The sequence below is a fragment of the Streptomyces sp. 4N124 genome, assembly GCF_052245395.1.
In the GTDB taxonomy this organism is placed as follows: Bacteria; Actinomycetota; Actinomycetes; order Streptomycetales; family Streptomycetaceae; genus Streptomyces.
In genome coordinates this window covers 1-26,122 of record NZ_JBQQBS010000012.1, presented here as the reverse complement: position 1 = coordinate 26,122, position 26,122 = coordinate 1, and the positions used below count along the sequence as shown (strand labels likewise).

Genomic DNA, 26,122 nt, shown 5'->3' with positions numbered 1-26,122 from the left:
GCCCGGTCACAGCCGCGGATCCACCGGCTCCGACTCCAGCGCCAGCACCCCGAACACCGCCTCGTGCACCCGCCACAGCGGCTCGCCCTCGGCCAGCCGGTCCAGGGCCTCCAGGCCCAGCGCGTACTCGCGGATCGCGAGGGAGCGCTTGTGGTTGAGGAAGCGGGAGCGGAGGCGGGCGAGGTTCTCGGGGCGGGTGTACTCGGGACCGTAGATGATCCGCAGGTACTCACGGCCGCGGCACTTGATGCCGGGCTGCACCAGGCGGCCCTGGTCACTGCGCACAACCGCCCCGACCGGCTTGACCACCATGCCCTCGCCGCCGCGTCCGGTCATCTCCAGCCACCAGTCGACGCCCGCCCGCACCGACTCGGGGTCGGCGGTGTCGACGTACAGCCGACGGGTGGTCTGAAGCAGGCCGGTGCTGTCGTGTTCCACGAGGCGGTCGAGCAGGGTGAGCTGCTCGTCATGCGGCAGGCCCGCGAGGCTGCGGCCCTGCACGGCGAGGATCTGGAACGGGGCCAGGCGGACGCCGGCGAGGCCGTCCGTGGTCCAGCAGTAGCGGCGGTACGACTCCGTGAACGCGGCGGCGTCCGCGGCCCGTTCGCGCTGCCGCGCCAGCAGGTCCGTCACCTCCACGCCCCGCGCCGCCGCACCCTCCAGCGCGGCAAGGGCGCCCGGGAACACCGCCCCGGACGCCGCGCCCACGGCCGCGTACTGCGACCGCAGCAGCCCGGACGCCTTCAGCGACCACGGCATCAACTCGGCGTCGAGCAGCAGCCAGTCCGTCTCCAGCTCGTCCCACAGGCCGGCCTGAGTCACGGCGGCCCGGACCCGGTCCAGAACCGACTCCGTCACCGAACCGTCGTCGAAGAACGGCCGTCCCGTGCGGGTGTAGAGGGACCCCGTGGGCCCGTCCACGCCGAACCTCTTCCGCGCCGCCTCCGCGTCCCGGCACACCAGCGCCACCGCACGCGAACCCATGTGCTTCTCCTCGCACACGACCCGCGCGACCCCGTCCTCCCGGTACTGCGCGAAAGCCTCCGCCGGGTGCTCCAAGTAGCCGTCGACGTGCGAGGTGGCCGTCGGGGCCATGGTCGGCGGCAGGTACGGCAGCAGCCGCGGGTCGACGGCGAAGCGGCTCATGACCTCCAGGGCCGCGGCCGCGTTCTCCTCGCGGACCGAGACACGGCCCTGGTGCCGGGTCTCGACCACCCTGCGCCCCTGCACGTCGGCGAGGTCGAGCGGCCGGCCGTCGTGTCCGCCGGGCGCCTCGGTCCGCAGCGGCTTGGTCGGCTCGTACCAGACCTGCTCGGCCGGTACGTCGACCAACTCCCGCTCCGGCCAGCGCAGCGCGGTCAGCTTGCCGCCGAAGACGGCGCCGGTGTCGAGGCAGATGGTGTTGTTGAGCCAGGTGGCCTCGGGCACGGGAGTGTGGCCGTAGACCACCGCCGCCCGGCCCCGGTAGTCCTCGGCCCACGGGTAGCGCACCGGCAGCCCGAACTCGTCCGTCTCGCCGGTGGTGTCGCCGTACAGCGCGTGCGAGCGCACCCGCCCGGACGTACGGCCGTGGTACTTCTCCGGCAGTCCGGCGTGGCAGACGACGAGTCGGCCGCCGTCGAGGACGTAGTGGCTGACCAGTCCGTCGATGAACTCCCGTACCTCGGCGAGGAATTCGTCCGACTGACCCGCCATCTGCTCGATGGTCTCCGCCAGTCCGTGGGTGTGCTGGACCTTGCGGCCCTTGAGGTAGCGGCCGTACTTGTTCTCGTGGTTGCCCGGCACGCACAGTGCGTTCCCGGAGCCGACCATCGACATCACTCGGCGCAGCACGCCCGGGCTGTCCGGGCCGCGGTCGACCAGGTCGCCGACGAAGACGGCCGTACGGCCGTCGGGGTGGACGCCGTCGACGTAGCCCAACTTGCCGAGCAGGGACTCCAGTTCGGAGGCGCAGCCGTGGATGTCGCCGACGATGTCGAAGGGGCCGGTGAGGTGGGTCAGGTCGTTGAACCGCTTCTCGGTGACGATCGACGCGTGCTCGACCTCCTCGACGCCCCGGAGGATGTGCACCTTGCGGAAGCCCTCGCGCTCCAAGTGCCGTAGGGAGCGGCGCAGTTCGCGGGTGTGGCGCTGGATGACCCGGCGCGGCATGTCGGCGCGGTCGCTGCGGGCGGCGTTGCGCTCGGCGCACACGTCCTCGGGCACGTCGAGCACGATGGCTATGGGCAGCACGTCGTACTGCCGGGCCAGCTCGATCAGCTGGCGCCGGGAGTCCGACTGCACGCTCGTCGCGTCGACGACCGTACGACGGCCCGCGGCGAGGCGCTTGCCCGCGATGTAGTGCAGGACGTCGAAGGCGTCGCGGGTGGCGGACTGGTCGTTCTCGTCGTCGGAGACCAGGCCGCGGCAGAAGTCGGAGGAGATGACCTCGGTGGGCTTGAAGTTCTGGCGGGCGAAGGTGGACTTGCCGGAGCCGGAGGCGCCGATGAGCACCACGAGGGAGAGATCGGTGACGGGCAGGGTGCGTCCCGTGCGGGTCTCGGTCATGCGGCCTTCGCCTCCTTCTCGGTCACGGTCATGCCGGCTGTGCTCATTGAAAAAATAGCCATCTGCGTGGGCGGTCCCACCTCGGGGTCGTCGGGTCCTACCGGCACGAACTCCACGCCGTACCCGTGTCGTTCGGCGACGGCGCCGGCCCAGGTCCGGAACTCCTCGCGCGTCCACTCGAAGCGGTGGTCGCCGTGCCGGACGTGGCCGGCCGGGAGGGACTCCCAGCGGACGTTGTACTCGACGTTCGGGGTGGTCACGAGGACCGTCCGGGGGCGGGCGGAGCCGAACACCGCGTACTCCAGGGCGGGTAGCCGCGGCAGGTCGAGGTGCTCGATGACCTCGCTGAGCACGGCGGCGTCGTAGCCCTTGAGGCGGTTGTCGGTGTAGGCCAGCGAGCCCTGGAAGAGCTTGACGCGGGAGGCCTGGCGCTCGCCCATGCGGTCCAGCTTGAGCCGCCGGGAGGCGATGGTGAGCGCCCGCATGGACACGTCGACGCCCACGATCTCGGCGAACCGCGGGTCCTTGAGCAGCGCCTGCACCAACTGGCCCTGCCCGCAGCCGAGATCGAGCACGCGGGCGGCGCCGGACGTGCCGAGCGCCGCGATGATGGCGTCCCGGCGCTGCTCGGCGAGCGGGGTCGGCCGCTCCTCCGACTCGGTCTCCGCCGCCACCGCGTTGTCGATCTCCTCGACCTCGGTGTCGTCCGCCTCGGCCAGCCGCACCAGCTCCAGCCGCTCCATCGCCTGCCGGGTCAGCGACCAGCGCCGCGACAGATACCGGCTGGTGATCAGCTTCTGCTCCGGGTGCGCGGGCAGCCAGCCCTCACCCGCCCGCAGCAGCTTGTCGACCTCGTCGGGGGACACCCAGTAGTGCTTGGCGTCGTCGAGGACGGGCAGCAGGACGTACAGGTGGCGCAGGGCCTCGGCGAGGGTGAGCGACTCCGACTCCAGCACGAGACGGACGTAGCGCGAGTCGCCCCACTCGGGGAACTGCGCGTCCAGCGCCACGGGTTCGACGGTGACCGTCCACCCGAGCGGCTCGAAGAGACCTCGTACGAGGCCGGGGCCGCCGCGGGCGGGCAGCGCGGGCACCTCGATGCGCAACGGGCGTGTCTGCTGCGGGAGTTCGGGCCGTGCGGTGCAGGTGCCCTTCATCGCGCTGGAGAACACGCCGCTGAGGGCCACCGCGAGCAGTGAGGAGGCCGCGTACGGGCGGTCGTTCACATACTGCGCGAGCGCCGCGTCGGGCGCGCCGCCCCGCCCCTTGCCCTTGCCGCGCCGGACCAGCGCCACCGCGTCGACCTCCAGCAACAGCGCCGCCGTGCAGCGCTCGGCGTCCGCCTCGGGGTAGAGGACGTGCGCCGTGCCGTAGGACGTGGAGAACGCCTGCGCTTTCTCGGGATGCTTGTGCAGCAGGAAGCCGAGGTCGGTGGCGGGGCGTTCTTCAGTGCCGGTGGTGCTGATCGTCAGGAACACGGTGGGTAACCTCGAAGGGCCGTCTGAACTGTGGATTCTCGCTATCGACGTGCCCCCACAACCTACAGCGGATGCTCCCGGACACCCTCAGGGTTTTCGGGCTCAGGTGAGGGCGGCCACCAGGCAGGCGAAGGCGGCGATGATGACGGCGACGCGGACGTAGTGCCAGCGGTCCCAGCGCTTCATCTGCTCCTTCCAGTCGGCCGGCCGGCTGCCAGCGGTCCACGTCTTGACCCGGTTGTTGATCGGGACGAGCACCAGGATCGACATGAGCACGCTGACGATCAGCAGCGCGGCGGCGGTCACGACGAGGCCGGTGCCATCGTCGTCCCATCCGGCGACGGCCCAGACCCCGACGAGGACGAGCGAGCCGATGTACCAGAACGGCATCACGGCGCCGCCCAGTCGGGCCCCGTGGACGCGGCCGCGCAGGCCGTTGTCGCCGGGGAGTGCGTTGAGGATCGGGTTACTGAAGAAGGGGACGGAGAACTCCACCCCCACCATCACGCCGACGACCACGATGGTGACGACCTCGAGTGCATTGAGCATGATGACTCCTCCTGAGATCTAGCACTGCTAGGTAATGAGGCAACGCTATCTCTACTGCCGCTCGATTGTCTAGCGATGCTAGGATCGAATCATGTCGGTACAGGAACGCAAACGACGCGAACGGGCGGACCGCGAGCGCCTCATCTTGGCGACGGCCCGCGAACTCGCCGAGCAGCAGGGCTGGGACGCGGTCACCACCCGGCGGCTCGCCGAACGCATCGAATACAGCCAGCCCGTCCTCTACAGCCACTTCCGCGGCAAGCGCGAGATCATCGGCGCCGTCGCTCTGCAGGGCGCTTCCGAGATGGCCGTGGCGATGCGGGCCGCGACCGCCGCCGCCGACGGCCCCCGCGCCCGGGTCACCGCGCTGGCCCGTGCCTACCTCGCCTTCGCGGAACGCCATCCGGCGGTCTACGACGCCCTGTTCCAGCTCGACGGTGGCCTGGCGTACGCGCAGGAGGACACCCCCGAACCGTTGAAGGACGCCTTCGCCGCGCTGCTGGAGTGCCTCAGCGAGGTCGCCGGGGACGGCATGCGCCCGGAGCTGTTCACCGAGACGTTCTGGGCGTCCCTGCACGGACTGGCCACCCTGACCCGAGCGGGACGGCTCCCGCCGGAGGACACCGAGCGCAGGACGGAGCTGCTGGTGGACCGGCTCGCCATGCTCTGACGCACCGGCCCGGATGGCACACGGCCGGGGTCCTCGGGCCCAGCTGCCTGCGGCCTGTCAGCTCTGTGAGGTGCCTGCAGCGCGCGCCTGACGGCACGACCCGCGCCGAGGCGCCCCGGAAGAGTTCCGGGGCGCCCGTCCCTCATCCGGGAGGTGCTACGGCAGCTGCGACTGGACCTCGGAGGCGATCAGGTCCAGGTGGTCCAGATCGCCGAGGTCGAGGATCTGGAGATAGAAGCGCCGCGAGCCGGTCTTGGCGTAGCGGCCGATCTTGTCGACGACCTCGGCGGGGGAACCGGCGAGGCCGTTCGTCTTCAGCTCGTCGACCTCGCGGCCGATCGCGGCGGCACGGCGGGCGACCTCCCGGTCGTCCTTGCCGACACAGGCGACGAGGGCATTGGAGTAGATGATGTCGTCGGCCTTGCGCCCGGCCTGCTCGGCGGCGGCACGGACCCGGCCGAACTGGCGCTCGCTGTCCTCGACGGAGGCGAACGGCATGTTGAACTCGTCGGCGTACTGCGCGGCGAGGCGGGGCGTGCGGGTGGCGCCGTGGCCGCCGATGAGCACGGGGATCTTCGGCTGGGCGGGCTTGGGCAGGGCGGGCGAGTCGGTGAGGTCGTAGTACTCGCCGTGGAAGTCGAAGGTCCGGCCGGCCTCCGTGGCCCACAGCCCGGTGACGATCTCCAACTGCTCTTCGAGGCGGCCGAACTTCTCCTTCGGGAACGGGATGCCGTACGCCTTGTGCTCCTCCTCGAACCAGCCCGCGCCCAGGCCCAGTTCGACACGGCCACCCGACATCTGGTCGACCTGCGCGACCTGGATGGCGAGGACGCCGGGCAGCCGGAAGGTACCGGCGGTCATCAACGTGCCGAGCCGGATGCGCCGCGTCTCCCGGGCCAGGCCGGCGAGGGTGATCCAGGCGTCCGTGGGGCCCGGGAGCCCGTCGCCGGAGCCCATCTTGAGGTAATGGTCGGAGCGGAAGAAGGCATCGAATCCAAGATCCTCCGTGGCCTTGGCGACCGCGAGGAGGGTGTCATAGGTGGCGCCCTGCTGGGGCTCGGTGAAGATACGCAGATCCATACACCCATCCTGCACGCTCCGGCCCGGTCAGCCCCACCGGTCCCCCTGGCCCCAGCGCGCCGAAGGGAGGCGGGGCTGCGTCTACCCCGCCTCCCTCTCCGGTAAGGCCTCCCCCAGATCCCGGTCCGTCAGCCGCCGCAGCATCTCCAGCACGCGGTCCCGGGATTCGTCCGCCGCGTCGATCGCCTCCATGCATTGCCAGTACGTCGCCTCGTCGTCAGCGGAGGAGGCGATGCCGACCAGGGCGATACCCACCTCGCCGAGCAGACCGCCGAGGTACATCAGGGCCTGCCGGGCGTCGCCCAGTTCGCTGAGCTGGGCCGCGCGCAGGTCGGTGTCGGGGACGTCCGGGCGGTCCAGGACACCGCAGCCTCTGCCCGCGAGTTCGGTCAACCCCAGTGCCTCGCCCCGTAGTTCGGGTGGGCCGGAGACCGCGAGGCGGCTGCCTATCGCCTGCGCGAGGGCCTGTGCCTGCCACGCTTCCGCCATGGTCTGTGGCGCCTCGCCGCTCCCCGCGAGCGCGCGCCTGCTCGTCACGATGAGCCGCACCGCGTCCATGCGCTGCCCCAGTCTGTCCCGACGCGCTCGTCGCGCGTTCGCCCGAACTCCGCTGTCCACTACCCAGAGTGAGGTCCGACGGGACGAAAAGCCAGAGGAAGACGGAAATCTTCGGACAACGAATCGGATTCGGGCGGGTTTTTGACTGCGGAGAGTGAAAATGGAGCCGTCAACTCCCCCTCGGGTGCCCTACTCGTCCCGCTCCCCCGCCGCCGGAAACCTCCGCTCGTTCCGGTCGATCTTCGCGTCCAGCGCGGCCAGCGGGTCGATGCCGAGGACCTCGCAGAGCTGCAGCAGATAGGCGAGCACATCGGCGACCTCATCGGTGACTCGGTGCGCGGTGTCGGGGTCGTCCATGACGGCGGCCGACTCCTCCGGGGTCAACCACTGGAAGATCTCCACGAGTTCGGAGGCCTCCACGCTGAGCGCGGCGACGAGGTTCTTGGGGGTGTGGTACGGCTGCCAGTTCCGCGCGGCGGCGAACTCGGCCAGCCTGCGCTGCAGTTTCGCCAGGTCCAGGTCGTCAGTCACGCGTCAAGGTGTACCACCGTGACGCCGTCCGTCCCCGCGGCCCAGGATGCGTCGCTCACCGCGCCGACGAGGCGGATGTGCCCGCGCTCGCACATCCGCGCCGCCAGCCGCAGCAGTCCGTCGCGCTGCCGTGGGTCCAGGCAGTGGTCGAGGCCGTCGGCGAGGACGGTGAGCGTCTGCATGGCAGCGGGCACCTCCCCGGCCGGGTCGACTTCGAGAACGCCCGGCCCGGTGAGCAGGACCAGCGTCAGCGCGAGATGCCTCAACTCGCCGTCGCCGAGCCGTTCGAGGGCGGTGCGCGGGCCGTCGCCCCGGTCGAGTACGGCGCGGACCGTGCCGTCGCCGAGGGGTTCGGCGAGGACGTCCGCGACGGGTCCCGCGCATCCGGCCCGCACCGCCGCCACGAGTTGCGCGTGCCGCCTGCCGCACTCGGTGCGGGTGCGCCACAGGACGTCGGCGAGGTTGTCGCAGCCGCCGAGGAGCCGGCCGGAGCCGAGCGGCACGGGCCTGCGCATACGGTCGGGCCGTGGGTCGCAGGCGAAGACGGAGCGCAGGGCGACGACCATCTGCTCGGCGGCGGCGAGGACGCGCCGCTGCCCGTCCGTCTTGCCGGCCACCCGCAGCGGCAGCAGCGCGGTGCCGAGCCGGTCGTCCGGCAGCGGGGCGCGGGTGACGGGCGCCGATCCGGCCGTGTGCCAGGCGGCCTGTACGGCACGGCGCCCGGGGTCGCGCAGGGCGGTCTCCAGGAGGACCAGCCCCTCGGCGCTCAACCGCTCGCCCACGATGCGCAGTTCGGGCTCGGCCTGGACGGCGACATCGAGCCGGACCGGGCCCTGGGGACCGTCTACCGTGCAGCCGATCCGGAAGCCGCGGCGGCGCTGCGCGTCGGGCCGGGCCCGTTCGGGAACGCAGGCGACCGGATCCGGGAACACCTCACCGAGCTCGGCCCCTCCCCCGAGCCGCGCCAGCGCCTCGTACGCCCTGAGCGCACTTGTCTTCCCGCAGCCGCTCCGACCTGCGAACAGGGTGAGCGGCCCGAGCGGAAACCCGGCCCGCCGGTGCCCGGCGAACGCCGACAGCCGCAACTCCGTGACACAGGGCCGGTCGGGTCGGTTCCCGACGGACGCGGGCGCGCAAGAAGACGAGGACGAAGAGGACGCCGAAGACCTGGGAGTCCCCGGCGACACGGATGACGCGGGCATATCCGGACCGTAGGGCTCCGTCCGTCAGCCGAACCGTTCCGCCCCGTCCGGCTTCCTACGATCGGGGGACCGGCGGCCTCACGGTCCGGCCACGCCTTCCATCAGCCCGCTCACCTCGGTGCCCGGCGGCGTCAGCAGGAACACATTGCGGTCGACGCGATGCATCCCGCTCGCCAGGCCGAAGACGACGCCGGTGCTGAAGTCCAGGACGCGCTTGGCGACTTCGGTCTCCGCTCCGGTCAGGTCGAGCAGCACCGGGACGCCCGCCATCAGCGTCTCGGCGACCTCGCGGGCGTCGCCGAAGACACTCACCCTCAGGACGACGAACCGGCGCCGCGGTTCGGTGTCCGCGTCCGGAAGCGCACGGTGGCCCACCGCGGACGGCCAGGCATCGCGACCACGCAGCGGTACGACCTGGGCGAGCCCTTCCCACTGTTCATCGGTGACGTCATGACCGTTCACCGGTTCCCCCCGAACTGACTCGCCTTCAATGCCTGCACCAGCCAATTCTTACGCCACACCACCCGTTCGGCCCAACGCGACACGGTCCCGCGCCCCGCACATGACGAGCGTCACCCCTCTCTTACAGCGCTCACACCCGACTCTTCATCACCATCAGCACCCCACTCACCGGGCCCGCCTACAGTCCGGTGCCGTGTACGTGGCAGAACGTATGGCTCCCCCTCGGCAGGCACCGTCCACGGTGTCCGTGTCCGAGTCCCCGGCCCAGTGGCACCGCGTCCTGACCCTGCTGGCCGACATCAGCCTGCTCATCGGGACGCGCGCCGTTTGGACGACGGCGGCCGATCACCGGCTGCTCGTGGCGGCGGTGATCTCCGTCTGCTACGTCTCGATCCTCGCCTGTGGAGTGCTGGCACTGGTGGTCCGGCGGGCCCGGTCCCTCGCCCGGGTGGACGCGTGTGTGCTGGTCACGGCCGTGACGCTGACGCTGAGCGCGTATGCCGTGGCGCACGGCGGCTCGGACGAGGCGCTCCTGACCACCCAGGCCGCGAAGGACCTTGTCGCGGGACACCCCGTCTACGGGCAGCCCTGGCCATGGCTCTTCCGCCACGGCGTCGCCCTCACCCCGACCGTCACCGGTGGCTACGACCTCACGTACGGCTATCCCCCACTGGCCCCGCTGCTGACCGCGCCCCTGCTGTGGGTCGGGCACGGCGCCCTCGCGGCCACCCTCGTGAGCACCGGCGCGCTGATCGTCGGCGCCGTGGTGCTGTGGTGGATGCTGCCCGTGCCGTGGCGGTCGGCGGCGACCATGGTGTGCCTCGGTTTCGGGCTGCTGCCGTCGTACGGCCGGCTCGGCTACCCGGCGATCGTGGCGCTGGCCCTGCTGATCCCGGTGGTGGTGCGCTGGCCGCGGATCGGGCGGGGCGGGCGGCTCGGGGCGGCCGGGGTGGCGCGGGCCGCGTGTCTGGGGGCGGCGTGCGCGGCGCAGCAACTGCCGTGGTTCCTGGCGCCGTTCCTGCTGGCAGGGATATATGCCGTACGACGCGGGGAGCTGGGGTCGCGGGCGGCGACGCTGATGCTGCTCAAGGTCGTCGGGGTCGCCGTCACCGTATGGCTGCTGATCAACACGTACTTCGTGGTGAGCGAGCCGGGTGACTGGGTCCGGGGCATCGCGCTGCCGTTGACGCAGGGGGCGGTGCTGCACGGGCAGGGGCTGGTGGACGTCTCCCTGTACTTCACGGACGGCAGCGACCGGCTCGACTGGTACTCCCACGCGAGCCTGCTGCTGGCGGCGGGACAGCTGGCGCTGTTCGTGCTGTTCGTACGGCGGTTGGGTCCGGCGGCGGCCGTGCTGCCGTGGTGTGCCTTCTATCTGGCGACGCGTTCGCAGGACGGCTACTACCTGATGATGACGCCGCTGTGGCTGGCGGCGGCGGTGACCGCACCGGCGCCGGAGTTCGCCGGGGCGTGGCAGCCGCGTGCGCTGTCCGGTGCCGGACGCCGTTCGGCGCGGATCGCGGCGACGGTGCTGCTGCTCGCCCCGGCGTTCGGGAGCGCGGTCTGGGCGGCGACGGGGACGCCGCCGCTGCGGATGCAGGTGACCTCGGTGCGGCGGGCCTCGGCCGACACGGTCTCCCTGCTTGCCCTCCGCGTCACCAACGCGGGCGGCAGCGCACTGTCGCCGCACTTCATGCTCACCACAGGTCAGGGCACGCACCCGTACTGGTCGATCGTGCGGGGCCCGGCGACCCTGCCCGCCCATGCCACCGCGTCGTACGAACTCCAGCCTCCCGGAGGGGAGTTCCCGCTCCCCGGGCCGCGGGTACGGATCCGGCTGCGTGCCTTCACCGCCGTACCGCAGACGCTGTCGAGTACGGATGTGCGTCTGCGGGCGGAGGGTTGACGTACCGTCAGGCGGCGGTGCGGACGAAGCGGAGGGTGGCGGCGACCGTCGTGAGGCCACGGATCATGCCCAGCTGGTTCCAGCCCATGCCGAACTGGTCGCGGTTCACGGAGAACTCCGCGTCCAGGGTGAGTGAGTCGGCGTCCGAGCCGATCAGGCGGGCGGTGAAGGACTGGGGGCGGCTGATGCCGCGTGCGGTCAGCTGACCGACGACGTGGACCTGGTCGCCGTCGCGGAGTTCGGCGCTGCGGACCGCGAAGGTGATCTCGGGGTGGTGGTCGGCGTCGAAGAAGTCGGCGGACCGCAGGTGCGTGTCGCGCTTGGCGTTGCCGGTGTCCAGGGTGGTGGCGTCCAGGGTCACGGTGCCGACGGCGGACCCGTCGGACCGCACCTCGCCCTGGCCGGTGACGGCGCCGAAGGTGCCCTTCACCGTGACCATGCCCCACATCGTCTTGTGCCGGAGGGCGACGGTGGACGCGGTGGTGTCGAGCTGCCACAGTCCGGTTTCCACGGCGACGGTCATGATCGTTCCCTGCTTTCCTGACAACTGCCTGGTGATTCAAATTTGGATGACCTCACGCTAGCCGACTATCCAAATCTGAACAACCCCGTCGGTCCAAAAATGGACAACAGGTAGACTCGAATTCATGGCCGACTCCGACGCACACCCCGCCGACCTGCCCGAATGCCCTTCCGCGCAGGGTGGCGGACTGCTGCCCGCGGAGCTGCGCGCCTGGATGGTGCTGCTGGCGGCGACAGGCGCCGTCGAGCAGCGACTGCGGGCCGTGGTCAAGGAGCGCCTGGACGTCTCGCACGACGAGTTCCTGGTCCTGTGCCTGCTGGCCGAGCAGCCCGAGACGGGTCTGCGCATGACCCGGATCGCCGAACTCCTGGGCCGCCCCAAGACCCGGCTCACCTACCAGATCGCCTGCCTCCAGCACGCCGGCCTGGTCTCCCGCAGGTCGGTCTGCGGCGACAAGCGCGGCATCGAGGTGACCCTCACGGACAAGGCCCGCCGCCTGCTGTCGGAGGCCTCCGGCGGCCTCGCCGACACGGTCAAGGAGGCCCTCGCCCAGTTCATGGGGGCCGACCAGCGGGAAGCCATGTGCGGCCTGGTGCCCGACCTCGCCCAGGAGCCTGAAGGCCACTGACGCCCCGGTTGTCCCGAGGAGCCCGGGGTACCCGGCTGCCGACCGCAGCCGAAGGAGCGCTCCATGGCCGTGTCCGACCTGCCCGCACCCGTCACCCGCCGAGGGACCGCGCCGCCGCTCGACGGCGGTGGCCTTCAGGAGGCGCTGCGCGCACGCGTCGACGGCGAGGTGCGGTTCGACGCCGGGAGCCGGGCCGCGTACTCGACCGACGCCTCCAACTTCCGGCAGACCCCGATCGGTGTGGTCGTCCCCCGTACCCCCGAAGCGGCCGTGGAAGCCGTTGCCGTCGCGCGCGAGTACGACGCACCCGTGCTGTCCCGGGGCGGCGGGACGAGCCTGGCCGGACAGTGCACCAACACGGCGGTGGTGATCGACTGGTCGAAGTACTGCAACCGGCTGGAGTCCGTGGACACCGACGCCCGCACCTGCGTCGTCCAGCCCGGCATCGTGCTGGACGACCTCAACCGGCAACTCGCGGGCACCGGGCTGCGCTTCGGACCCGAACCCGCCACCCACATGAACTGCACGATCGGCGGCATGATCGGCAACAACTCCTGCGGCGCCACCGCCCAGGCCACCGGCAAGGTGGTCGACAACGTCGCCCGCCTGGAAGTGCTCCTCTACGACGGCACGCGCTTCTGGTGCGGCCCGACCGACGACGAGGAGTACGCCGAGATCGAGCGGCACGGTGACCTCCGCTCGGCGGTCTACCGGCGGTTGCGCGCCCTGCGCGACACCTACGCCGACGAGATCCGGCACCGTTTCCCCGACATCCCCCGCCGCGTCTCCGGCTACAACCTCGACTCACTGCTGCCGGAACACGGTTTCGACGTCGCCGGACTGCTGGTCGGCAGCGAGTCCACGCTCGTCACCGTGGTGCGTGCGGAGTTGAAGCTGGTACCCGTGGTGAAGGAACGGACGCTGGTCGTGCTCGGGTTCACGAGCGTCGAGCGCGCCGCCGACTCGGTGCCGGATATCCTGCCGTACGAGCCGATGGCACTGGAGGGCGTCGACTCCAAGCTCATCCGCGACGAGCAGCTCAAGCACCTCAATCCGCAGGCGATCTCCGAACTGCCCCAAGGCAAGGCCTACTTGATGGTCGAGTTCGGCGGCGAGACGCTCAAGGAGTCGGACCGGCGGGCGCATCGCATGCTGGAAGCGCTGGACGAGAGCGAGCACGACCCCGAGGTCGCGTTCGTGGACGACCCGGACCGCGAGGAGGAGCTGTGGCAGGTCCGCGAGGCCGGGCTCGGCGCCACCGCGCACGTCCCGCACCGGCCCGACACCTTCGAGGGCTGGGAGGACTCCGCCGTACCGCCCGAACGCCTCGGTGACTATCTGCGCCGGCTGCAGGACCTGTTCGAGGAGTTCGGCTACCGCAGCGACACCGGCCCCAGCCTCTACGGCCACTTCGGGCAGGGCTGTGTGCACACCCGGATCTCCTTCGACCTGTACACCGCCGACGGTGTGGCCGCCTACCGGCGCTTCATGGAACGGGCGGCCGATCTGGTCGCCGAGTTCGGCGGGTCCTTCTCCGGTGAGCACGGGGACGGGCAGAGCCGGGGCGAGCTGCTGGCGCGGATGTTCGGGGAGGAGCTGGTCGAGGCGTTCGGCCGGCTCAAGGCCGTGTTCGATCCGCGGGACCGGATGAACCCCGGCAAGGTCGTGGCGCCGTACGGGCTCGACGAGAATCTGCGGCTGGGCGGCGACTGGGCGCCGTACGACCCGCGCGATCTGCACTTCCGTTTCCCGGACGACGGCGGGTCGTTCGCCGAGGCCGCGAATCGGTGCGTGGGCGTCGGCAAGTGCCGCCAACTCACCAACAAGGGCGGCGCGGTGATGTGCCCCTCCTACCAAGTCACCCTGGAGGAGGAGCACTCCACGCGCGGACGGGCCCGGCTGCTGTTCGAGATGCTCGACGGGCACGGGGACGGCGCGATCCGGGACGGCTGGCGGTCGGAGGCGGTGAGGGACGCCCTCGATCTGTGTCTGGCGTGCAAGGGATGCAAGAGTGACTGTCCCGCCGACGTCGACATGGCCACGTACAAGGCGGAGTTCCTCGCCCACCACTACGCACGCCGGCCATGGCGCAGGCCACGCTCCGACCTGACCATGGGCTGGCTGCCGGTCGTCGCGCAGGCGGTGGGCCGCGCGCGGCTGGGGCCGGTGGTCAACGCCTTCACGCACCTGCCACCGCTGTCGAAGGCGGCCGTGGCGCTCGCGGGGGTCGAGGAGCGGGAGCTGCCACGGTTCGCCGGTCGCACACTGCAGCAGTGGTTCGCCCGGCGGCGCGGGGCGTACGGCCACGGGGCGCGCGGGACGGTCCTGCTGTGGCCGGACACCTTCACCAACTTCTTCCACCCGCACGTCGGTCAGGCCGCCGTCCGGCTGCTGGAGCACGCGGGCTGGCGGGTCGAGCTGCCCGGCGAGCCCATGTGCTGCGGGCTGACATGGATCTCCACCGGGCAACTCGGCGTCGCCGAACGCGTCCTCGGGCGGACCGTCCGCCGCCTCGCCGGGCACGTCCGCGACGGCGGTCTCGTCGTCGGTCTGGAACCGAGTTGTACGGCTGTGTTCCGGTCGGACGCGGCAGAGCTGTTCCCCGGTGACCGGGACGTACGGAGGTTGCGCGAGCAGACCGTGACCCTGGCCGAACTGCTCACCGAGCACTCCCCCGGCTACGAGCCCCCGCGACTGCCCGGCCGGGAGGCGCTGGTCCAGGTGCACTGCCATCAGCACGCGGTGCTGGGGTGGGACGCCGACCGGGAGTTGCTCGGCCGGGCAGGGGTCGAAGCCGAGCGGCTGGAGTCCGGGTGCTGCGGACTGGCCGGCAACTTCGGGTTCGAGCGGGGGCACTTGGAGGTGAGCAAGGCGTGCGCGGAGCGGGTGTTGTTGCCGCGGTTGCGGGAGACGGATGCGGGTGTGGCTGTTCTGGCGGATGGGTTCAGTTGCCGTACGCAGATTCATGAGCTGGACAGTGGGGGGCATGAGGGGGTGCACTTGGCGGAGTTGCTGGCGTCGGGGCTGCCTCATATGTGACGCGTGACATGTGACATAGCACCACCTCAGAGGCTCTGCTCGAAGTGGCTCGGCCGGCCATCCCACTGCACAAGGCGCCCCTCCCGCGCGGCGCGAGCGCGCGGCACAAGAGTCCACGTGCCGTCGGCCCGGAGCAGCGCGGCCGAGTGCCAGGGCGTCGTCCAGGCATCCGGCGCGTCGAGCAGCCGGATGCCGAACTTGGCGGCGCCGGTCGGCTGGGGGTGGATGGACAGGCGTACGGCGCCGGGGTGGTGCTCGGCGATCAGGTCGCCCCAGGCGCGGCTGCGCTGGATGACGCCGTAGGCACGCCGTCGGCATTCACGCTGGAGGGCGGAACGGGTGCCGGAGAAGTCGGCCGTGTCCTCGACGAGGAACCGGGTGATGCCCCGGTACAGGGACAGGGCGTGGTCGTCGGAACGGACCTCGGCGCGCAGGGCGTCCACCGTGGGGGCGTAGCGCTCGTGGACGTGGGCGCGCTTCGTGTCGTTCGGCCGGTCGCCGAGGACATCGCGGAGGTCGAACACCGACAGTCTCTCCAGGCCCAACTGGTCTATGAGGAGCCGGAGTTCGTCAGCGTACGCGTCGATGTGCTCGTCCGGGACGCGGATCAGGTCGCCGAAGACATGGCCGTCGGAGCAGATGGTGACGCGGGCGCCGGGCGGGTAGACGCGCTCCACCTCCTCGCAGAGGGCGTCCAGGAAGCGGAGGGAGAGGCGTTCGCCCTGGTCGGGGAGGTGGCCGAGGACCTTGGCGGGGTTGGGGGATTTGCAGGGGAAGCCGGGGAGGGTGAAGCGGACGGGTGTGCCGGCTCGTACGAAGGCGGCGATCCCACGCAGTTGGTGGGGGAACGCCTCGGCGGAGGCGGCGCCGGTGGCGTCCGTCGTGCGGTGGTGCGGGAGCAGCAGGCGCAGGATCGACGCGCTCGTGGTGAGCGTGTCCGGCGCGGTCGTCGACGGCATGGGGGTGGGGTCTCCTCGGGAGGTCGTCAGACACGTCGGTCGTAGCCCACGGGCAGGTGGTTGGCGCCGCGACCGAGGACCGCCGGGATCCACTCGATCTCGTCGTCCGGGACGGCGAGGTGCAGACCCGGCAGCCGGGCGAGCAAGGTGCCCAGGGCGACCTGGAGTTCGGTGCGGGCGAGGGCCGCGCCGGGGCAGAAGTGGATGCCGTGGCCGAAGGCCAGATGCGGGTTGGGCGAGCGGTCCAGGTCGAGGGTGTCGGGGGCCTCGAAGCGGCGCGGGTCGCGGTTGGCGGCGCACAGGGAGACGATCACGGAGTCGCCGGCCGGGATGCGGGTGCCGTGCAGATCGCTGTCCTCGGCGAAGAAACGCCAGGTGGTCAGCTCGAAAGCGCTGTCGTACCGCAGAAGTTCCTCGACGGCGCGCGGGAGCAGGGCCGGGTCGTCGCGGAGGCGGGCGAGTTGAGCGGGGTGGCGGCACAGGGCGATCAGGGCGGTGGTGATCTGGTTCGTGACCGGTTCCTGCCCCGCCACCAACAGCTGGAAGATCATGGAGTCCAGCTCTTCCTGGGACAGCTCGCGGCGGTCGCGGGCCACGACCAGACGGCTGAGCAGATCGTCGTTCCCGTGTGCGCGCTTGTGGGCGACGATCTCGGCGATATAGCTCTGCAGCCCGTGCAGCCGGGCCTCGTACACCGCCCGCCCCGGATCGGCCGGACCGACCGGCTGGACGACCTTGCCCCAGTCCCGGTCGAAGCGTTCCGCCAGCTCCGCGGGGAGGCCGATGACCTCGGCGAGGACCTGGAAGGGGAGGTGGGCGGCGAATCCGGTGACGAGGTCGGCGGGGCCGGTCTCCGGCAGGCGGTCGATCAGAGCGTCCGCCAACTCCTGGAAGCGCGGGCGCAGTTGATCGACGCGGCGCGGGGTGAACGCTTCCGTGACATGGCGCCGCATCCGGGTGTGCTTCGGCGGGTCCTGGTGCAGGAGGTGCACCTGGAGCTGGGAGTGCTGCGGCTCCGGCATGATCGAGGCGCGGGCCCGCCAGCGGTCGTTGCCGCGGTCGTGGTTCTTGCCGAGCCGGTCGTCGTTGAGGGCGGCGTGTGCGGCGTCGTAACCGGTGACGAGCCAGGCCTGGACGCCGCTGGGGAAGAGCACCGGGTGCACCGGGCCGTCCTCGCGCAGACGCTCGTAGAGCGGATACGGGTTGCTCTTGTAGGGGCAGCCCATGAGCGGGACGGGCTCGGACAGCGGTTCCTGGACTGTCATCAGGGGGTTCCTCAAGGTCCTCAGAGGGCGAGTTCGGGGCGGTAGTGGTCCAGCCACAGGGCCAGGTCGACGACGCGTTCGAGACGGAGGCGGTGGCCCCACTCCAGGCGGTCGGGCGGGGTGTCGAGGCAGGGCTTGATGCGGGTCTCGTCGGCCAGCTCGCGGACCGACGGCAGGACCTCGCGGGCCATGTCCTGGAGGCCGCGGTTGTAGTCGGGGTGGTGGGTGGCCGGGTAGTGGTTCTTGGGCCGGAGGAGTACGGAGTCGGGCGCCAGGCCCGCCCCCGCGGCTCGCAGCAGGCTCTTCTCCCGGCCGTCGAAGCTCTTCAGCGCCCACGGGACGGAGTAGGCGTACTCGACGAGCCGGTGATCGCAGTAGGGCACCCGCACCTCCAGCCCCTGCGCCATGCTCAACCGGTCCTTGCGGTGCAGGAGTTGGCGCAGCCAGCGGGTCAGGGACAGATGCTGCATCTCGCGCTGCCGGTGCTCGGTCTCCGTCTCGCCCTCGATGTGCGGTACGGCGGCGAGCGCGTCGCGGTAGGTGTCGGCGCGGAACTCGCCCATGTTCAAGCCGAGTTCGGGGTTGAGCGGCATGGCGGCGTCGTCGCCGGTGACCAGCAGCCAGGGGAAGGTGGGCGCGGCCAGCGCCTTGGGGTTGTGGAACCAGGGGTAGCCGCCGAACACCTCGTCCGCCGCCTCGCCGGACAGTGCGACGGTCGAGTGCCGCCGTATCTCCCCGAACAGCAGATACAGCGAGGTGTCCATGTCGCCCACCCCGATGGGCGAGTCACGGGCCACGACGACCGCCTTCCGGTGCTCGGGATCGAGCAGGGCGTGCGGGTCCAGCACGACGGTGGAGTGGTCGGTGCCGATGAAGGCGCCCGCCTCGGTGGCGTACGGGGTGTCGTAACCGGTTCTGAGCACATCGCCCGTGAACTGCTCGGCCTGGTCGCTGTAGTCGACGGCGTACGACCGGATCCGGGCGTCCGGGCCTTCGCGCAGCCGGAGTTCGTCGGCGAGCAGGGCGGTCAGGACGGTGGAGTCGATACCGCCGGAGAGGAGCGAGCACAGGGGGACGTCGGCTTCGAGCTGGGCGCGCGCCGCGGTGCTCACCAGGTCGTGGACGCGGGCGACGGTCTCGTCCCGGCCGTCGTCGTGGTACCCGGCCGCCAACTGCCAGTAGCGGCGCTCCCGTACGCCGTCCCGGTCCAGGACCAGCACCCCGCCGGGCTCGACCTCCCGGACGCCGGACCAGATGGTCGGCCCCGTGGTGAACAGCAGGCTGTACGCCTCCCGCAGCCCGTCCGTGTCCACCCTCGGGCGGATCTCCGGGTGCGCGAACAGTGCCTTGGGCTCGGAGGCGAACGCCAGTCCGCCCTCTATGCGCGCCCAGAACAGCGGTTTGACGCCGAGTCGGTCACGCACCAGCAGCAGCCGCTGCGCCCGTTCGTCCCAGACGGCGAAGGCGAACATGCCGTCCAGGTGCTCGGCGACGCCCTCGCCCCACTCGGCGTAGGCACGCAGGACGACCTCGGTGTCGCTGCGGGTGCGGAACTCGTGGCCCAACGTCCGGAGCTGGTCCCGGAGTTCGTGGTGGTTGTAGACCTCGCCGCTGTAACTGAGCACGGCTGTTGGCTCGTTGGCACGGTCGGGCATCGGCTGGCGGCCGCCTTCGATGTCGATGACGGCGAGCCGACGGTGGCCGACCGCGGCGCGCTCACCGAGCCAGACGCCGCCCGCGTCCGGGCCGCGCGGGGCGAGGGTGGCGGTCATGGCCTCGATGACCGGGGCCTGGGTGCGGGCGTCGGTGTGGAAGGACGCCCATCCGGTGATTCCGCACATGGGGGCTACTCCTGGGTGAGGGGTGTGGCGGCGGTCCGCTGCGGCGGTCGCGCGAGCAGGGGTACGGCGAGACAGGCGGCGGTCGCGGCGAGCGCGAGGCCCGCCCGGGCGCCGTCGCCTCCGGGACCCGCAAGTCCCCAGGCCGCCGTGGCCAGTGCCGGGCCGAGCGTGAAGCCGAGGCTGCGGGCGAGTTGAACGGCGGAACCGGCGGTGGCCGCGCGGTCCGGCGGGGCGGCGCCCATGACGAGGGCCTGGGTCGGGCCGCCGTTCAGGCCCATGCCGATCCCCGCGAGCGCCAGCCGCCAGGCGACGTCGGGCGGCGACCAGCCGTCGCCGAGCGGGATGAGCAGCAGGAGACCGGCGGCGGTGAGCGCGGCGCCGCCGGCGGCGACCGGGCGTGCGCCATACCGGTCGGCGAGGCGTCCGCCCACGGGTCCGGCCAGACCCATACCGAGTGGGAAGGCGAGTACGGTCAGGCCGGTCGTCGTGGCGCTGACGCCGTCCTCGCGTTGGAGGTGCAGGGCGACGACGTAGTGCATGGCGGCGAATCCGGCGGCGAGCGCGAGCACCGCGCTGTGTGCCCGGAGCAGTCCCGGGACGTGCAGTAGGCCGGTGAGTGGACGGGCGCCCGGTCCTCGCAGCCACCGCCACAAGGGTGGTACGGCGGCGAGCGCGAGCCACCAGGCGCCCAGGGTCAGCGACAGCAGCAGAAGCGTTACGCCGCTCGCCACCAGCCCGGCGTCCGCAAGGGACCGCCGGTCGGGTTTCGTGAGCCCGCCGTCCCGTGGCATCGCACCCCACGCCACCGCCAACGCCAGTACGCAGAACGGGATCTTGACCAGAAAGATCGCCTGCCAGCCCCAGTGATCGAGGAGCAGTCCGCCCACCGCCGGACCCGTCACCGCCCCGAGGGGGCCGAGGGTCGCGGGCACGCTCATCGCCCGGCCGCGCAGGTGCGGCCGTACGGAACGGATCGCCAGCACCGGCATCAGCACGAACAACACCGCCGCGCACGCGCCTTGGACGAGCCGGGCGGCGATGAGCCAGCCCGCGGAGGGCGCGGCGGCCGAGAAGGCGCTGCACAGGGCGAAGCCGGTGGTCGCGGTGAGCAGGGCGGGCCTGAGGCCCATGCCGTCCAGCCACCGTCCGACCGGCAACAGCAATGCCACCACGGGGAGTTGATAACCCAGTACCGCCCACTGCGCGGTCGCCGCCGACACGTGCAGACCGTCGGCGATGTCCGCCAGTGCCACGTTGACGATGTTCATGTCGAGCATCGCCACGAAGGACAACAGGCCCGCGACGGCGACCAGGGGCCACCGGTCCTCGCGTATGCGACCGGGCTGTGGGTCAGACACCGTTTCCGTCCCTCTTCTCGTGGGCGGGCTGCCGTTCGGTTCGGCACCCTCGTCCCACAAGTCGGGAGGAAACGGCGGTTAGTTCCCGTACATGTCCAAAACTCTCGCCGTGCTGTCCTCCGACGCCCGATGGTCGAAGGCGATCAGCGGGTCGCCGGTGAGGGGGTGGTCGACCACGGCCGCCCGTACGCCGAACACCTCCGCCATGAGGGCGGGCGTGAGAACGTCACGGGGCGGGCCGGAGGCGACCACTTCCCCGGCGTGCAGGACGTGCAGGCGGTCGCAGACGGAGGCGGCGGCGTTGAGGTCGTGCAGGGACACCAGGGTCGTACGGCGGCGCTCGCGCAGCAGGGTGAGGAGTTCGACCTGGTGACGGATGTCGAGATGGTTGGTCGGCTCGTCCAGGACCAGGACGTCAGGGTTCTGCGCGAACGCGCGGGCGAGCAGGACGCGTTGGCGTTCGCCGCCGGAGAGAGCGGTGAACCGGCGCTCGTCCGCGTCCGCCATGCCGACGTCGGACAGCGCCTGCGCCACGATGTCCCGGTCAGTGGCGTCCTCGCCCGCGAACGCCCGCTTGTAGGGGGTGCGGCCCATGGCGACGACCTCGCGGACTGTCAGCTCGAAGTCGCCGCCGCGTTCCTGCGGGAGGGCGGCGACATGCTGGGCCGACCGGATCGGGGAGAGTGTGCGCAGGTCGGTGCCGTCGAGCAGGACCCGGCCGGCGGTGGGCTTCAGATGGCGGTAGACGGTGCGCAGGAGCGTGGACTTGCCGCTGCCGTTCGGGCCGACGAGGCCGGTGATCTCGCCCTCGGCGGCGACGAGATGGGCGCCGGAGACGACCGTTCGGCCGGCGTAGGCGACGTGCAGGTCTTCGATGTCGATCCTCAACTGCCGCTCCCCCGCTGCCGTTCCATCATGTTCGTCCTCAACTTCCGCTCCCCAGCCGTCGGTCGAGCAGGTACAAGAGGGCCGGCGCGCCGAGCAGCGACGTGACCACGCCGACCGGCAGCTCCTGTGTGTCCATCGCGACCCGGCACACGAGGTCGACCACCACGAGGAGCAGCGCGCCGAACAGCGCGGAGACCGGGAGGAGCCGGCGGTGGTCGCCGCCGACGAGGAGGCGGCAGGCGTGCGGCACCATCAGGGCGACGAAGGCGATCGCGCCGGAGACGGCGACGAGGACACCGGTCAGGACGCTGGTCACGGTGAACAGCTCGCGGCGCAGGCGAGTGACGTCGACGCCGAGTCCGGCCGCCGTCTCGTCGCCCATCAGCAGCGCGTTCAGGCCACGGGCTCGCCCCTGAAGGCACACCAGCGCCACCGGTACCGCGACGGCGGGCACCGCGAGCAGTTGCCAACTCGCCCCGCCGAGGCTGCCCATGAGCCAGAACAGCACGCTGTGGGTCTGCTGCTCGTCCCCGGCCTGGAGGACGAGGTAGCTGGTGAAGCCGGACAGGAACTGCCCGATCGCCACCCCGGCCAGCACCAGCCGCAGCGGCGCGAATCCCCCGCCGCGCCGGGCCACCGTCCACACCAGGGCGAAGGTGGCAAGGGCGCCGACGAAGGCCGCGCCGGACAGCCCGAGTCCGAGCGCTCCGCCGGCGCTGACGCCGAGCACGATCGCGGCGACGGCTCCGAGCGAGGCTCCGTTGGAGATGCCCAGCAGATAGGGGTCGGCCAGTGGATTGCGTACGAGCGCCTGGACCGCCGTACCGACGATGCCGAGCCCGGCACCGACGAGCGCGGCCAACAGGGCGCGCGGAACGCGCAGTTGCCACACGATCAGGTCGTCGGTGCCCGGGCGGGGTGCCTCACCGGACAGCCGCCGCCCCACGACCGCCCACACTTCGGCGGGCGGGATGGAGGTCGAGCCCCAGGACACGGCCACCGTGAGCGCGAGGAGCAGGGTGACACCCAGCGCGGCGGCCAGCGGTCCGGCCGGAACGCGGCCCCGTGTCCCGGGTTCCGCGGTCCGGCGCGACAGCACGGACGACACGGCTAGTCGACCTTGCCGGGGTGGACGGCCTTGGCGATCCGCTCCACCGTGTCGGCGTTGTCCACCCCGGCGATGGTGGTCCGCTCGGAGCCGATGCGCAGGAAGTGGTCTTCCTTGACGGCTGTCAGGCCCTTGGTGGCCGAGTTTCCCTTGAGCCACTTCTCGGCCTCGTCGAAAGCGTTCTCGTTGGCGTCGGCGCTGCCCCGGTCGCGGACCCCCAGCTGGATCCAGTCCGGGTTCTTCGCGATGACGTCCTCCCAGCCGACCTGCTTGAAGTCGCCGTCGCAGTCGCCGAAGGCGTTGCGGGCACCGGCGAGCGTGATCACCGCGTTGGCGACCTGGCGGTTGCACACGACGACGGGCTGCTTGGTACCGGCGTCGTAGTCGAAGAAGAAGTACGTCGGACGCTCACCCCCGGGCGTGTCACCGACCGCCTGCTGAACGGCGTCCACCTTCTCCCGCATCCCGGCGACGAGTTTCTTCGCCTCGGCGCTCGTGCCGGTGACCTCGCCCAGCGTGGTGATGTCGTCCTCGACGGCGGTGAGGTCGGTGACCGGCTTCTTGCCCATCGCGGCGCAGGCGGTGGACTTGAGGTAGATGTGCTGGATCCCGGCCGCCTTGAACTCCTCCTCCGTCGGCGCGTCGCCCATACCGCCGCCCATGGCGTCCATGGACGCGAAGGTGTCGAGGTAGACGTCCGCGCCGGAGCCGAGCAGCTTCTCCTTCGGGATGACGGTGTCGCTGAGCACCGGCACCTTCTGCGCCTGCGTGTCGAGCGCGGCGGGCAGCGTGCCCTTGCCGGGCGGGAAACCGGTTCCGATCACTTTGTCGCCGGCGCCGAGCCGGAGCAGCAGTTCCAGGCTGGAGGCGTTGCTGGTGACGATCTTCTCCGGGGCGGCGGAGAACGTGGTCTTCGCGCCCATGCAGTCGGTGACGGTCACGGGCTCGGCACCCGCCGCGCTCCCGCCGGCCGAGTCCGTCTCCGTATCACCGCAGCCTGCCAGGAGCAGACCGCCGAGCACGGCGGCGGCCGTACCGCACTTCACACGAGAACGCATCGAACTTCTCCCGATCCACGATCCACTTGATACGCGGGCGACTGTCCGTCACCCGGTGCAGTAGTCGGGGTCGGGGGCGGATGAGTTCCCGGGGGCCGACGGCGAGACCTCGCCACCGGCCCCCGTGCCGCCCCGTTCCCGGGGCCTACGCCGCCACCAACGCGGCGTGCTCCGCCCGCGGCAACGGCTCCTCCGCCTCCGCCAGCAGATCCATCAGCGTCGCCCGCGCGCGAGCGACCCGCGAGCGCACCGTCCCCACGGGACAGTCGCTCACCTCGGCCGCCTCCGCGTACGGCAGTCCGAGCAGCTGGGTGAGGACGAACGCCTCCCGGCGCTCGTCCGGCAGCCCCGCCAGCAGGTCGAGCAGCGCGATGCCGTCGTCGAACCCGGGCAGGTCCAGCGGCTGGGCCAGCTCGATCGCCAGCTGCCAGTCCGGTACGTCGGACAGGCGGGGCCGGGCGGCGGCGTACCGGTAGCGGTCGATCACCGCGCGCCGGGCGATGGACAGCAGCCAGGAGCGGGCCGAGGAACGGCCCTCGAAGCGGTGCAGGCTGCCGAGCGCCCGCAGGAACGTGTCCTGCGCCAGGTCGTCGACCGCCTGGGGATCGGCGCAGAGATGGGCGACGTACCGCAGGACGTCGCGGTGCAGCGCGCGGACGAACTGCTCGACGGCGTCGGGGTCTCCGCCGCGGGCGGCGAGCGCCCAGGCGGTTATCGAGTCGTCGAGGGTTGCCTGGTCAATGACTTCCGTCTGGCCAATTACTTCCCTTCTGCCGTTCTTGTCGCACGAGGGAGGCAGGGCAGGAGTGATCACCTGGTGTCCTTCTCGGTCATCCAGAATCGGACCGACGGCGCACGTATGTGGGTGCGGCGGTCCGGTCAGTGGGGATACGGCCGTACGACGCCTTCGCGGACGTACGACCGAGGCCCGAGGCGCACACGGGCGGCCTCGGGTTACCGGCTGTCTTCAGATGACAGCGGTCCCCAGGGGCGGACCCCGAGAGGTGATCGCGTGGACGAGGAGGAGAAGCCGCGGCGCCCGCTCGGAGCGCCGACGGCGCACGACGAGGCGTGGGCGGTGCGGCGGGGTCGGCAGCGCGAGCAGCAGCCGCAGGGGCGCGGCCAGCCATCCGGCGACGGCGCGCAGGATGCGGAAGGCGGCCTGTTCGCCGTATGCCAGCCACAGGCCGCTGAGCAGCGCGGCGAGCAGGTGGGCGGCGAGCATGCCGATGGACGACGAGCCACCCATGAACAGGGACGACATGGAGGACATGGAGTGCGAAGCCGTATGCCCCATGTGATCCATGTGGCTCATATCCATATGGGCCATGCCCATATCCATGTCCGAGTTCATGGAGGTCGAGCCGCTCACCGACTGCGCGTACGAGAACGCCTGGTGCAGCGCGGTCTGGGCGACGACCACGACGGTCACGACGAGGGCGAGCCCGCGTTCACGGCCCGCCAGGCCCCAGCCGACGACGCCGGTCCCGGCCACGCCCGCGGCCAGCGTCCAGGCGGGCACGTGGGCGCCGGACATCAGGACGTGGCCCAGGGCGGCGAGCAGCACACAGACGGCCGCGAACACCGCGGCCCGTACTGTGCGAGAACACCACCCTGCTGTCATGGCGTCTCATCCTCGCATCCTGACGTCCACCGTCACGCCTGGGTACGGATATGACCCGTTCCCCCACTCGCCCCGAGGCGTGTGATCCACGCCACGACAACTCTCGGGAACCTACCGGGTTTCGGGGCCGACGTCTGCAGGGCGGGCAGGTCACGAACCTGGCCGTACCACGACCGCGGGGACGTGCACCGGATCGCTGTGCCGGAAGTGCAGTGTGAACGCCACGAGGTCGCCGGTCCGCCAGTCGGCGCCCGCTCGCAGGGTCGCGTCGACGCTCTGCGGCGACATGGACAGCTCGCCGCCCGCGGGCACGGCGGCGGACTCCACCTCCTCGGCGTAGGCGGCCCCGCTGCCGGTCATACGGTGGCGGCTGAGCGTGATCTCACCGCGGACGTCGGTCGAGGTGATCCGGACCAGCCGGTCGTCGGCGCCGCCGGAGTTGGCGATGTCGAAGAAGGCCGCGGTGTCCGTGGTGTCGCCGTACGGCAGGAACACGCGCGCGTTCGAGACGCTGACGCGGGGCGGGGCCCCCGCCTTTCCGGCACTCACCCAGGCCGTCAGGCCGGCCAGCGCGACGCTGCACGCGGCGACCGGGACGAGGGCGGCGAGCAGGGTGTCGGTGAGGCGGCGGCGGGTGGGGCGCCAGACATGGGTAGTCGTCATCGCGTACGGCCCCCCGCTCGCGTCGGCTGCCAGGCCCGCAGCCGCAGGCTGTTCCCCAGTGTCCGTGGTGTCGCCGTACGGCAGGAACACGCGCGCGTTCGAGACGCTGACGCGGGGCGGGGCCCCCGCCTTTCCGGCACTCACCCAGGCCGTCAGGCCGGCCAGCGCGACGCTGCACGCGGCGA

General features: G+C 71.5%; 23 protein-coding genes. 4 read left to right on the top strand and 19 right to left on the bottom strand.

From position 1 onward, the window contains the following. Nucleotides 1-6: 6 nt before the first annotated feature. From ACTWQO_RS14820 to ACTWQO_RS14810, 3 genes are all read right to left on the bottom strand, one after another. Nucleotides 7-2,547 carry a polynucleotide kinase-phosphatase gene (locus ACTWQO_RS14820; protein WP_443237766.1) on the bottom strand — a complete coding sequence of 847 codons (2,541 nt, stop codon included), beginning with the start codon at nt 2,545-2,547 and terminating at the stop codon, nt 7-9. Continuing rightward, on the bottom strand, nt 2,544-4,025 hold the full coding sequence (locus tag ACTWQO_RS14815) for a 3' terminal RNA ribose 2'-O-methyltransferase Hen1 (protein WP_443237765.1): 1,482 nt from the start codon (nt 4,023-4,025) through the stop codon (nt 2,544-2,546). The genes ACTWQO_RS14820 and ACTWQO_RS14815 overlap by 4 nt, the downstream gene beginning before the upstream one ends. Nucleotides 4,026-4,127: 102 nt before the next feature. Then, complete coding sequence (locus ACTWQO_RS14810) at nt 4,128-4,574, bottom strand: anthrone oxygenase family protein (RefSeq protein ID WP_443237764.1); 447 nt, start codon at nt 4,572-4,574, stop codon at nt 4,128-4,130. 91 nt (nt 4,575-4,665) lie between these two features. Between ACTWQO_RS14810 and ACTWQO_RS14805 the strand changes: the two genes are divergently transcribed. Continuing rightward, a complete protein-coding gene (locus ACTWQO_RS14805) occupies nt 4,666-5,244 on the top strand; it encodes a TetR/AcrR family transcriptional regulator (RefSeq protein WP_443237763.1) in 579 nt (192 codons plus the stop codon). Between the two features lie 156 nt (nt 5,245-5,400). Here ACTWQO_RS14805 and ACTWQO_RS14800 read toward each other — a convergent pair whose 3' ends face one another. The 5 genes from ACTWQO_RS14800 to ACTWQO_RS14780 form a co-directional block, all read right to left on the bottom strand. Then, entirely contained in the window at nt 5,401-6,324 is a 924-nt protein-coding gene (locus ACTWQO_RS14800) for an LLM class F420-dependent oxidoreductase (RefSeq protein ID WP_443237762.1), read from the bottom strand. A gap of 81 nt (nt 6,325-6,405) precedes the next feature. Further along, nucleotides 6,406-6,882, bottom strand: coding sequence for a DUF6099 family protein (locus ACTWQO_RS14795; RefSeq protein ID WP_443237761.1), 477 nt, complete (start codon nt 6,880-6,882; stop codon nt 6,406-6,408). A 189-nt stretch (nt 6,883-7,071) separates the two neighbouring features. Then, nucleotides 7,072-7,413, bottom strand: coding sequence for a nucleotide pyrophosphohydrolase (locus ACTWQO_RS14790; protein WP_443237760.1), 342 nt, complete (start codon nt 7,411-7,413; stop codon nt 7,072-7,074). After that, nucleotides 7,410-8,615 carry an ATP-binding protein gene (locus ACTWQO_RS14785; RefSeq protein WP_443237759.1) on the bottom strand — a complete coding sequence of 402 codons (1,206 nt, stop codon included), beginning with the start codon at nt 8,613-8,615 and terminating at the stop codon, nt 7,410-7,412. The genes ACTWQO_RS14790 and ACTWQO_RS14785 overlap by 4 nt, the downstream gene beginning before the upstream one ends. A 78-nt stretch (nt 8,616-8,693) precedes the next feature. After that, complete coding sequence (locus ACTWQO_RS14780; RefSeq protein ID WP_443237758.1) at nt 8,694-9,077, bottom strand: cell division protein SepF; 384 nt, start codon at nt 9,075-9,077, stop codon at nt 8,694-8,696. 211 nt (nt 9,078-9,288) lie between these two features. Between ACTWQO_RS14780 and ACTWQO_RS14775 the strand changes: the two genes are divergently transcribed. Then, nucleotides 9,289-10,983: a hypothetical protein gene (locus ACTWQO_RS14775; protein WP_443237894.1), complete on the top strand. Its 1,695-nt coding sequence runs from the start codon at nt 9,289-9,291 to the stop codon at nt 10,981-10,983. A 7-nt stretch (nt 10,984-10,990) separates the two neighbouring features. On the opposite strand, the gene ACTWQO_RS14770 is transcribed toward ACTWQO_RS14775, so the two are convergent. After that, nucleotides 10,991-11,506, bottom strand: coding sequence for a YceI family protein (locus ACTWQO_RS14770; protein ID WP_443237757.1), 516 nt, complete (start codon nt 11,504-11,506; stop codon nt 10,991-10,993). A gap of 124 nt (nt 11,507-11,630) precedes the next feature. Here ACTWQO_RS14770 and ACTWQO_RS14765 point away from each other — a divergent pair, with 124 nt between their 5' ends. Beyond that, nucleotides 11,631-12,134, top strand: coding sequence for a MarR family winged helix-turn-helix transcriptional regulator (locus ACTWQO_RS14765; RefSeq protein WP_443237756.1), 504 nt, complete (start codon nt 11,631-11,633; stop codon nt 12,132-12,134). A 63-nt stretch (nt 12,135-12,197) separates the two neighbouring features. After that, nucleotides 12,198-15,173, top strand: coding sequence for an FAD-binding and (Fe-S)-binding domain-containing protein (locus ACTWQO_RS14760; protein WP_443237755.1), 2,976 nt, complete (start codon nt 12,198-12,200; stop codon nt 15,171-15,173). Nucleotides 15,174-15,199: 26 nt separating this feature from the next. On the opposite strand, the gene ACTWQO_RS14755 is transcribed toward ACTWQO_RS14760, so the two are convergent. The 10 genes from ACTWQO_RS14755 to ACTWQO_RS14710 form a co-directional block, all read right to left on the bottom strand. Beyond that, a complete protein-coding gene (locus tag ACTWQO_RS14755; protein ID WP_443237754.1) occupies nt 15,200-16,132 on the bottom strand; it encodes an L-tyrosine/L-tryptophan isonitrile synthase family protein in 933 nt (310 codons plus the stop codon). Nucleotides 16,133-16,158: 26 nt separating this feature from the next. Beyond that, nucleotides 16,159-17,397 (bottom strand): cytochrome P450 family protein, encoded by a 1,239-nt coding sequence (locus ACTWQO_RS14750; RefSeq protein ID WP_443237753.1) that lies wholly within the window; start codon nt 17,395-17,397, stop codon nt 16,159-16,161. Nucleotides 17,398-17,417: 20 nt separating this feature from the next. Then, nucleotides 17,418-19,238 (bottom strand): asparagine synthase (glutamine-hydrolyzing), encoded by a 1,821-nt coding sequence (gene asnB / locus ACTWQO_RS14745; protein WP_443237752.1) that lies wholly within the window; start codon nt 19,236-19,238, stop codon nt 17,418-17,420. 5 nt (nt 19,239-19,243) lie between these two features. Further along, nucleotides 19,244-20,596 carry an MFS transporter gene (locus ACTWQO_RS14740; RefSeq protein WP_443237751.1) on the bottom strand — a complete coding sequence of 451 codons (1,353 nt, stop codon included), beginning with the start codon at nt 20,594-20,596 and terminating at the stop codon, nt 19,244-19,246. 78 nt (nt 20,597-20,674) lie between these two features. After that, nucleotides 20,675-21,484 carry an ABC transporter ATP-binding protein gene (locus ACTWQO_RS14735; RefSeq protein ID WP_443237750.1) on the bottom strand — a complete coding sequence of 270 codons (810 nt, stop codon included), beginning with the start codon at nt 21,482-21,484 and terminating at the stop codon, nt 20,675-20,677. A 37-nt stretch (nt 21,485-21,521) separates the two neighbouring features. Further along, a complete protein-coding gene (locus ACTWQO_RS14730; protein WP_443237749.1) occupies nt 21,522-22,592 on the bottom strand; it encodes a FecCD family ABC transporter permease in 1,071 nt (356 codons plus the stop codon). Nucleotides 22,593-22,594: 2 nt separating this feature from the next. Further along, nucleotides 22,595-23,650 (bottom strand): ABC transporter substrate-binding protein, encoded by a 1,056-nt coding sequence (locus ACTWQO_RS14725; RefSeq protein WP_443237748.1) that lies wholly within the window; start codon nt 23,648-23,650, stop codon nt 22,595-22,597. A 145-nt stretch (nt 23,651-23,795) separates the two neighbouring features. Continuing rightward, on the bottom strand, nt 23,796-24,464 hold the full coding sequence (locus ACTWQO_RS14720; RefSeq protein WP_443237747.1) for a sigma-70 family RNA polymerase sigma factor: 669 nt from the start codon (nt 24,462-24,464) through the stop codon (nt 23,796-23,798). A 153-nt stretch (nt 24,465-24,617) separates the two neighbouring features. Further along, a complete protein-coding gene (locus ACTWQO_RS14715; RefSeq protein ID WP_443237746.1) occupies nt 24,618-25,274 on the bottom strand; it encodes a hypothetical protein in 657 nt (218 codons plus the stop codon). A 150-nt stretch (nt 25,275-25,424) separates the two neighbouring features. Beyond that, a partial coding sequence (locus ACTWQO_RS14710; RefSeq protein ID WP_443237745.1) for a copper chaperone PCu(A)C occupies nt 25,425-26,122 on the bottom strand: 698 nt, incomplete at its 5' end.

Excerpts from the sequence above, each read along its gene's own strand:
- ACTWQO_RS14820 (WP_443237766.1), bottom strand. The coding sequence starts at position 2,547 with ATGACCGAGACCCGCACGGGACGCACCCTGCCCGTCACCGATCTCTCC.
- ACTWQO_RS14810 (WP_443237764.1), bottom strand. The coding sequence starts at position 4,574 with ATGCTCAATGCACTCGAGGTCGTCACCATCGTGGTCGTCGGCGTGATG.
- ACTWQO_RS14805 (WP_443237763.1), top strand. The coding sequence starts at position 4,666 with ATGTCGGTACAGGAACGCAAACGACGCGAACGGGCGGACCGCGAGCGC.
- ACTWQO_RS14800 (WP_443237762.1), bottom strand. The coding sequence starts at position 6,324 with ATGGATCTGCGTATCTTCACCGAGCCCCAGCAGGGCGCCACCTATGAC.
- ACTWQO_RS14795 (WP_443237761.1), bottom strand. The coding sequence starts at position 6,882 with ATGGACGCGGTGCGGCTCATCGTGACGAGCAGGCGCGCGCTCGCGGGG.
- ACTWQO_RS14785 (WP_443237759.1), bottom strand. The coding sequence starts at position 8,615 with ATGCCCGCGTCATCCGTGTCGCCGGGGACTCCCAGGTCTTCGGCGTCC.
- ACTWQO_RS14775 (WP_443237894.1), top strand. The coding sequence starts at position 9,289 with ATGGCTCCCCCTCGGCAGGCACCGTCCACGGTGTCCGTGTCCGAGTCC.
- ACTWQO_RS14770 (WP_443237757.1), bottom strand. The coding sequence starts at position 11,506 with ATGACCGTCGCCGTGGAAACCGGACTGTGGCAGCTCGACACCACCGCG.
- ACTWQO_RS14765 (WP_443237756.1), top strand. The coding sequence starts at position 11,631 with ATGGCCGACTCCGACGCACACCCCGCCGACCTGCCCGAATGCCCTTCC.
- ACTWQO_RS14760 (WP_443237755.1), top strand. The coding sequence starts at position 12,198 with ATGGCCGTGTCCGACCTGCCCGCACCCGTCACCCGCCGAGGGACCGCG.
- ACTWQO_RS14755 (WP_443237754.1), bottom strand. The coding sequence starts at position 16,132 with ATGCCGTCGACGACCGCGCCGGACACGCTCACCACGAGCGCGTCGATC.
- ACTWQO_RS14750 (WP_443237753.1), bottom strand. The coding sequence starts at position 17,397 with ATGACAGTCCAGGAACCGCTGTCCGAGCCCGTCCCGCTCATGGGCTGC.
- asnB (WP_443237752.1), bottom strand. The coding sequence starts at position 19,238 with ATGTGCGGAATCACCGGATGGGCGTCCTTCCACACCGACGCCCGCACC.
- ACTWQO_RS14725 (WP_443237748.1), bottom strand. The coding sequence starts at position 23,650 with ATGCGTTCTCGTGTGAAGTGCGGTACGGCCGCCGCCGTGCTCGGCGGT.
- ACTWQO_RS14715 (WP_443237746.1), bottom strand. The coding sequence starts at position 25,274 with ATGACAGCAGGGTGGTGTTCTCGCACAGTACGGGCCGCGGTGTTCGCG.